Annotated in this window: 8 protein-coding genes and 1 pseudogene; 2 read left to right on the top strand and 7 right to left on the bottom strand. The window is 75.9% G+C overall.

Annotated features, from left to right (window positions below):
* From WCS02_RS16330 to WCS02_RS16305, 6 genes and pseudogenes are all read right to left on the bottom strand, one after another.
* Nucleotides 1-479: pseudogene (locus WCS02_RS16330) on the bottom strand (hypothetical protein); the annotation flags it as partial.
* A gap of 34 nt (nt 480-513) precedes the next feature.
* Nucleotides 514-1,218, bottom strand: coding sequence for a carbon-nitrogen hydrolase family protein (locus WCS02_RS16325; RefSeq protein ID WP_340295153.1), 705 nt, complete (start codon nt 1,216-1,218; stop codon nt 514-516).
* A gap of 18 nt (nt 1,219-1,236) precedes the next feature.
* Nucleotides 1,237-1,983 (bottom strand): phosphocholine cytidylyltransferase family protein, encoded by a 747-nt coding sequence (locus WCS02_RS16320; protein ID WP_340295151.1) that lies wholly within the window; start codon nt 1,981-1,983, stop codon nt 1,237-1,239.
* Nucleotides 1,980-3,092, bottom strand: a complete 1,113-nt coding sequence (locus WCS02_RS16315; protein ID WP_340295149.1) for a CDP-glycerol glycerophosphotransferase family protein — start codon at nt 3,090-3,092, stop codon at nt 1,980-1,982. Before WCS02_RS16315 ends, WCS02_RS16320 begins: the two co-directional genes overlap by 4 nt.
* A 188-nt stretch (nt 3,093-3,280) precedes the next feature.
* Complete coding sequence (locus WCS02_RS16310) at nt 3,281-4,030, bottom strand: hypothetical protein (protein ID WP_340295147.1); 750 nt, start codon at nt 4,028-4,030, stop codon at nt 3,281-3,283.
* Nucleotides 4,031-4,150: 120 nt separating this feature from the next.
* Nucleotides 4,151-4,375 carry a hypothetical protein gene (locus WCS02_RS16305; protein ID WP_340295145.1) on the bottom strand — a complete coding sequence of 75 codons (225 nt, stop codon included), beginning with the start codon at nt 4,373-4,375 and terminating at the stop codon, nt 4,151-4,153.
* A gap of 78 nt (nt 4,376-4,453) precedes the next feature.
* Here WCS02_RS16305 and WCS02_RS16300 point away from each other — a divergent pair, with 78 nt between their 5' ends.
* Together WCS02_RS16300 and WCS02_RS16295 are read left to right on the top strand one after the other, a co-directional pair.
* The gene (locus tag WCS02_RS16300; protein WP_340295143.1) at nt 4,454-4,621 is read left to right on the top strand and encodes a DUF3117 domain-containing protein; all 168 of its coding nucleotides are present in this window, start codon (nt 4,454-4,456) and stop codon (nt 4,619-4,621) included.
* 10 nt (nt 4,622-4,631) lie between these two features.
* Nucleotides 4,632-5,423, top strand: a complete 792-nt coding sequence (locus WCS02_RS16295) for a GAF and ANTAR domain-containing protein (RefSeq protein WP_340295141.1) — start codon at nt 4,632-4,634, stop codon at nt 5,421-5,423.
* A 25-nt stretch (nt 5,424-5,448) separates the two neighbouring features.
* Here the strand turns inward: WCS02_RS16295 and WCS02_RS16290 are convergent, their stop codons facing one another.
* Complete coding sequence (locus WCS02_RS16290; protein ID WP_340295139.1) at nt 5,449-5,952, bottom strand: pyridoxamine 5'-phosphate oxidase family protein; 504 nt, start codon at nt 5,950-5,952, stop codon at nt 5,449-5,451.
* Nucleotides 5,953-6,052 lie beyond the last annotated feature (100 nt).

Below are 6,052 nucleotides of genomic sequence, written 5' to 3'. Positions count from 1 at the left end.
CCGACTTGGGTCAGGCGCGGCCGGTGCGCAGCGCCCGGGCGACGTCGGGCCGGCCGTGGCCCTCCGCGGTGCGGGCGGCCCTCTCCCAGCGGCAGCCGCACCGAGCGCTGCAGGTGGGTGTGCCCGCAGAGCAGCAGCGACCACGTCGAGCCGTCGGCGGCGGGACCGAGGCGGTCGAGCACCTCGGCCTCCGTCGCCGGGCGGGCCCCGGCCGCCTCGACGGTGTCCAGCAGATACGCCAGGTCGTCGGTCGGCGTGCCGTGGAAGGCCAGCACCCCCTCGGCGGGCTCGAGCGTCGCGGGGGGCGAGGCGAGCCAGGACCGCTGCTGCTCGTCGAGGGTGCCGTGCGCGAGCCGGTCGGAGGCGCCCATCTCCTCCGGGGGCAGGGTGAGCAGCTGCCGCTCGTGGTTGCCGGCGACCGTGGGCAGGTCGAGCGCCGCCAGGTTGCCGTGCACGTCCGAGAGCACCGCGATCCGCATGCCGGCAGCCTGGCAGGACAGCCGCGGAGCGGGCTCAGACCAGGGTGGCCCGGGCCCTCCCGCCGACCTCGCGCCCGGCGCGGGCGACCGCGACGCCGTCCGGGGACCACACGGCCGACGACCCGGCCGTCTCGGTGAACCCGCCCCCGGTGGGGCCGGCGAAGCTCGCGAAGACGACGGCGGCGCGGCAGGCGCGGGCGATGACCACGGCGCGGGCCTCCTGCTCGGCGAGGTCCTCCGGCCGGTGCACCAGACCGGCGACGTAGGCGTCGACCCCGAGCGCGGCGGTGGCGGCCGTGTGCTGCGCGGCGCCCGTGTCCTTGCAGATGCCGAGCCCCAGCCGCCAGCCGTCGACCTCGAGCACGGTCGGCCCGTCGCCGGCGGTGAAGACCGACTCCTCGTCGCCGCCGAGCCACGTCTTCCGGTAGGCGACCCGCACCCCGTCCCCGTCGACGGCCAGCATGGCGATCGCCCTGCCGCCGTGCCCGTGCGCCACCGGAGCACCGACCAGGGCCGAGGAGCCGGTCTCGGCGCAGGCCGCCACGAGCGGCGCCAGCGCGGCGTCGTCGAGCGCCACGGGGTCGGCGGCCAGCTCGTAGCCGGTCAGGGACAGCTCGGGGAACACGACCACCCGCGCCGCCGCGTCTCGCACCGCCCGGGCGTGCGCCTGGGCGTTGCGCGCCAGGTCCAGGGCGGTGCAGGCAGGCTGCACCGCCGCGACCGTCAGCGGTGCCCTCACGCCACCCACCGCCGGCCCCTACGCGCCGGGCTCGCCGACCGGGTCCAGGCGCAGACGCCCGGGGGCGATGAGGTTCGCGCGCGTGAGGTCCGCCTCGAAGTCGACCTCGACGACGTCGAACATCGACACGTCCACCGGGACGACGCGCGTCCCGCGACGGGCGATCGCCGTCTCCAGGCCGCGCTCGAAGTAGTCGGTGTCGCCGCAGGCGCGCAGCTCCTCGACCAGGACGGCCTTGTCGGCCGCGCTCACGTAGTTGATGCCCACCGCCTCGCCGAGGCCGCCCTCGACCGTCTTGGACAGCTCGTCGACGAAGCCCGCGGCGTCGACCGTGTACTTGACCTCCTCGTCGCCCACGGCCTCGGTGTTCACGCAGACGAAGGTCTCGTCGCGCTCCAGCCACGGCTGCACGTGCCGCAGGACCCGCGGGTCGAAGACGACGTCGCCGTTCATCCACAGCACACCGCCGGGGTGGGACGTCTCCAGCGCGCGCAGCAGGCTCTTGGAGGTGTTCGTGGAGTCGAACAGCTCGTTGTAGGCGAAGCGCAGGTCCGGGTGGGCCTCCATGATCACGGTCGCCTTGAACCCGACCACGACGGCGATCCGCACGTCGGTCCCGAGCACGGAGCGCAGGTTGTCCACCTGCTGGCGCATGATGGTGCGCCCGTCGCGCAGCTGGGTCTGGGACTTCGGCAGCGGGCGGGTCAGCCGGGTGCCCAGGCCGGCGGCGAGGACGACGGCCTGCAGGTGGCGGGAGCCGCTCATGCGCCCGTGCCCTGCGCGGGGAGCACCAGGTCGAGGACGCGGTCGGCGGCGCGACCGTCCTCGGCGTGGCAGAACCGGTCCCGGAACCGCTCGTAGCGGTCCTCGTACGCCGCCCGGACCCCGTCCAGGTCGGCGAGGGCGTCGATGGCCTCCTCGGAGGTCCGCAGCACCGGGCCGGGGGTGATCTCGTCCAGGTCGAAGTAGAAGCCGCGCAGCACGTCGCGGTAGTGCTCGAGGTCGTAGGCGAGCACGAGGACCGGCTTGCCCGTGAGGGCGAAGTCGAACATCGCCGAGGAGTAGTCGGTCACCAGCACGTCGGCGGCGAGGTACAGGTCGTTGTTGTCGGGGTGGTCGGACACGTCCATGACCCCCGGCACGTCCTGGCCCCGCTGGGCGTCGGGCGCCAGGTGGTGCAGACGCAGCAGCAGCACGTGCTCCTCCCCCAGCCGCTCCGCGAAGCGCTCCGGGTCCAGGCCGAGGCGGAAGCCCTCGGCCCCCTCCAGGCGCTCGTCGTCCCGCCAGGTGGGCGCGTACAGCACGGCGGTGCGGCCGTCCTCGATCCCCAGCTCGGCGCGCACCCGGGCGCGTCGCTCCGCCGCGTCGGGGGCGAGCAGCGCGTCGTTGCGCGGGTACCCCGTGACCGGGACGGGGCCGGTGAACCCGAACGCGGCGCGCAGCGCGTCGGCGCCCGCCTCGCTCGGCCCGAGCAGGACGTCCCAGCTCGCGATGTCGTCGTCGAGGCGGGCCATCACCTCCTCCAGCTCGAACTGGCTGAGCGCGTCGCGGTGGATGCGCTTGAGGGGGGTCCCGTGCCAGGTCTGCAGGTAGGTCGTGCCGGGTCGCTTGTCCCAGGCCGGCAGGTGGATGTCGGCGACGACGAGGTCGGCCGACCGCAGCTCGGCCAGGGCCTCGGGGGTGCCCCAGGGGACGGTGGCGGTGCCGGCCGGGAAGGAGCCCGCGTGCCGGGGTGCGGCCAGCCAGACGTGCTCGGCGTCGAGGTCCTCGCGGGACAGCGCGCGCTGGTGCAGGGCCCGCGGGTTGTCGGAGTAGCGCCCCCCGAAGCTGTGGTAGACGATCTTCACGTTCTTCTTCCTGTCGACAGAGGCCACCGGCACTCGTGTGCCTCGTCAGCCCAGGGTGTCTCGCCCTGGGTCTGTCGCAGGGCTCGATCGGCCCCTCGACGGTAGCCGGAGCGGGGCGGTGGCGGTGACACCCGCATTCGTCGGTCCCCCGCCCGGCCGGTGCGGGGCGGCGACAGGCCGACGACCGGACCGTCGTCGGTGGCTGCCGGGGTCGGTCAGGCCGCGTCGCTCCCCGGCTCCCGGTCGGTCAGGGCCGACGGCCAGGGCGGCCCGTCGTCGGTCCTGGTGACCGAGGCGACGTCGCCGGCGAGGTACCTCGCGGCGTTGCTCGCCGATCCCAGCCAGGCCTCGAACTCCCCGGGGTGGCGACGCTGCAGCTCGTCCAGGTACGCCTGGCGCGCCCGTGCCAGGCGCGCCACGGCGCCCGGGTCGGTCGTCCCGCGCACCTGCAGGTAGCTGCTCCTCCAGCGTCGGCGCAGGTCCTCGTCGCTCAGGCGGCCGGGGTCCTCGACCACCTCGTGCAGCCCGACGGCCTCGTGGGCCGCAGCCTGGTGGTCACCCTCGGTCGCAGGCGCTGACGGCCTGGCTGCGGACGGTGCAGCCGGGCCCGACGACGGACGACCGAGGAGGCACCAGCAGACGCCGAGCAGCCCCGCCCACAGCAGGGACCCCCACCAGCCGGTGGCGGAGAGGACGCCGACGGCCGAGACCAGCACCGCGGTACCCAGGGCCACCCACCTCAGCCACGGCCCGGCGCCCCGGGCCCGCCGCTCCCCCGCGCCGGTGCAGCCGGCGGCGACGACGAAGACAGCGCTGCAGCCCGTGACCACCAGCAGCGCCGTCGGGCTGAGGGCCAGGGCCGCGCACAGCGCACCTGCACCGACCAGGGTGAGCGCCGCCCACCGCAAGAGCGCGTCCGACGGGCGTGACGACCGACCGGGCCCGCCGCCTGGCATGTCGCTCACGATGTCCTCCATGCCGCGGTCGGGGTCGACGAGCCGCACCTCGGCGCCGGCGGGCCGCGGTCGTGCGGGTGCACGCCGGCCCGTCCGGCGGCACGCCCGGCATACCCCGCGACGCCACCGTCACACGCGGGCCGGGGAGGTCGGGCCGTGGGCGGGCCACCGCTCGGTGACCTCGGCCGCCAGGCGGACCGCCGGCCGGTCGGCCCCGCGGTCCTCCAGCGCCACCGTCAGCGCGACGACGAGGAACCTGAGCGTGGCCTCCTCCGCTCGGCCAGCCCCGCCGGGCGCCCAGACCTCGGGGTCGCACCTGTCCCCCGCCGGCACAGGCAGGAGGATGATCGGCACCGGCGACGACCCGACCCCGGGGCGACGGTCCGCCCCATGGGCCCGTCCGCCCCCCGCCCTATGAAGGAGCACAGAGCCATGGCTGCCATGAAGCCCCGTACCGGAGACGGTGACCTCGAGGTCACCAAGGAGAACCGCGGCCTGCTGATGAAGGTGCCGCTGGAGGGCGGCGGACGCCTCGTCATCGCCCTGAGCCCCGCCGAGGCGGACGAGCTCGCCGAGGCGCTGCGGGCGACCGTCGGGTGAGCCGCACCCCGTGAGCAACGGGCAGGACGGGTCCGGCGACCTGACCCGGCGGGCCCGGCGGGGCCAGGCGTCCCTGCAGGACACCGGCGCGGCGCGCGGGCAGGACCTGCTGGCGCAGGCGCTGACCCGCGTGGCACGGACGCTGGAAGGCTCCGGGACCCCGGCGGCCACGCTCGACGGCATCGTCGGGGCCGCCGTGGCCCTCGTCCCCGGGGTCGACGAGGCCTCCATCAGCCTCGTGCTCGGCCGGCGGCGGATCGTGTCCGAGGCCGCCACCGGGCCGCTCCCCCGCGCCGTCGACCAGCTCCAGGCAGAGACCGGCGAGGGCCCGTGCGTGGACGCCGCGTACGAGCAGGAGACGGTCCGCGTCGCGGACATGGCCACCGAGCAGCGGTGGCCGCTGTTCGCCGCCCGCGCGGCGGAGGCCGGCGCCCGCGGCATGCTCTCGGTGCAGCTGTTCGTCAGCGGGGACGACCTGGGCGCGCTCAACCTGTACTCCCACGCCGCCGACGCCTTCGACGACGAGTCCGAGCACGTGGGCCTCATGGTCGCCTCGCACGCCGCGATCGCGTACGCCTCCGTCCGACGGCAGGCGCAGCTGAGCGAGGCGGTCAGCTCCCGCCTGGTCATCGGCCAGGCCCAGGGGATGCTCATGGAGCGCTACGGGCTGGACGACGGCCAGGCGTTCGCGCTGCTCGTGCGGGCCAGCCGCACGACGAACGACAAGCTGCGCGTCGTCGCCCGCAGGCTGGTCGACACGCGCGAGCTGCCCCCCAGCGCGGCACCGTCCGAGCTCACGTAGACCGTCGGGGCGCCGTGACGGTCCGTCACGCTCCGACGGTCGCCACCCGGCGGAAGCGGTGGCCCGTGACCCTGGTCGGGACGACGCGCAGGAGGTGCGGCTTCGGCCCGGCGTGCCAGCTGACCGACGGCAGCAGGAAGGCGTCGATGGCGTCGTGCAGCTGTGCCACCTCCGAGGCGAGACCGTGGACGACCACGCTCCACGCCTCGCCGGAGGCGTCGTCGTACCCGTCGACCTCGAAGGCGACCGGCTGACCGAGGGCGCCCGCGAGCTTGGAGCCCCCCGCCGTCCTGACCACCAACGTCCCGTGGTCCACGAGGTGGTTCACGGGGAAGACGTCGGGCGCCCCGTCGACGACCACCGCCAGGCGCCCGACCGGGGCCGCCCGGAGCAGCGCCCAGGACTCGTGCTCGGGCAGCGAGGCGGTCCCGGCATGTTCCGTGGGCCCGGCGTGGCCCGTGGGCCTGGCGTGCTCGGCGGTCGACGGCGGACGCGGGCGGGGTGCGGGGCGGGGGCGGGGGCTGTCCATGCGCCACCGTGGCCCGGTGCCGGGCGGGGTGCCAGAGGCGAAAGTCCCCCGGGCCGCGGGCGGACCGGCGGCAGGGTGGCCGCCGGTCGGGAGCCGGTCG

The organism is Aquipuribacter hungaricus, assembly GCF_037860755.1.
Classification (GTDB): Bacteria; Actinomycetota; Actinomycetes; order Actinomycetales; family JBBAYJ01; genus Aquipuribacter; species Aquipuribacter hungaricus.
The sequence above is the reverse complement of the archived record's forward strand: the minus strand, read 5'-3'. Positions and strand labels throughout refer to the sequence as shown.

Coding starts and splice junctions, on each gene's coding strand:
- WCS02_RS16320 (WP_340295151.1), bottom strand. CDS start 1,983: ATGAGCGGCTCCCGCCACCTGCAGGCCGTCGTCCTCGCCGCCGGCCTG.
- WCS02_RS16300 (WP_340295143.1), top strand. CDS start 4,454: ATGGCTGCCATGAAGCCCCGTACCGGAGACGGTGACCTCGAGGTCACC.
- WCS02_RS16290 (WP_340295139.1), bottom strand. CDS start 5,952: ATGGACAGCCCCCGCCCCCGCCCCGCACCCCGCCCGCGTCCGCCGTCG.